This window comes from Bacillus sp. NTK071 (assembly GCF_017303315.1).
GTDB lineage: Bacteria > Bacillota > Bacilli > Bacillales > Guptibacillaceae > Guptibacillus.
Window position 1 is genome coordinate 1 of sequence record NZ_JAFKOI010000081.1, and the last position, 266, is coordinate 266.

Here is a 266-nt window from a genome sequence, read left to right on the forward strand (position 1 = left end):
GCGGTGACGATCTCGGGCCTGCCCCGGATGATCGTCGGCGGCATTCAGGATACCGGCCTGCCCGGCATCTGGGTGATCATGCTGCTGATGGTGATGTATCTGATCCTCGGCTCGATCTTCGAGACCATCTCGTCGATGGTCATCACCATCCCCTTCGTCTTTCCGCTGATCCTCAGCTATGGCTACGATCCGATCTGGTGGGGCGTGCTGACGGTGATGGTGATCGAGATCGGCATGATTACCCCACCCATCGGCATGAATGTGTT

The 266-nt window shown here is 58.3% G+C and carries 1 protein-coding gene; it reads left to right on the forward strand.

Annotation, left to right across the window (positions count from 1 at the left end; all coding sequences use genetic code 11):
* The coding region (locus JI666_RS22115) for a TRAP transporter large permease subunit (protein ID WP_206895044.1) at positions 1-266 on the forward strand (266 nt) is incomplete at both ends.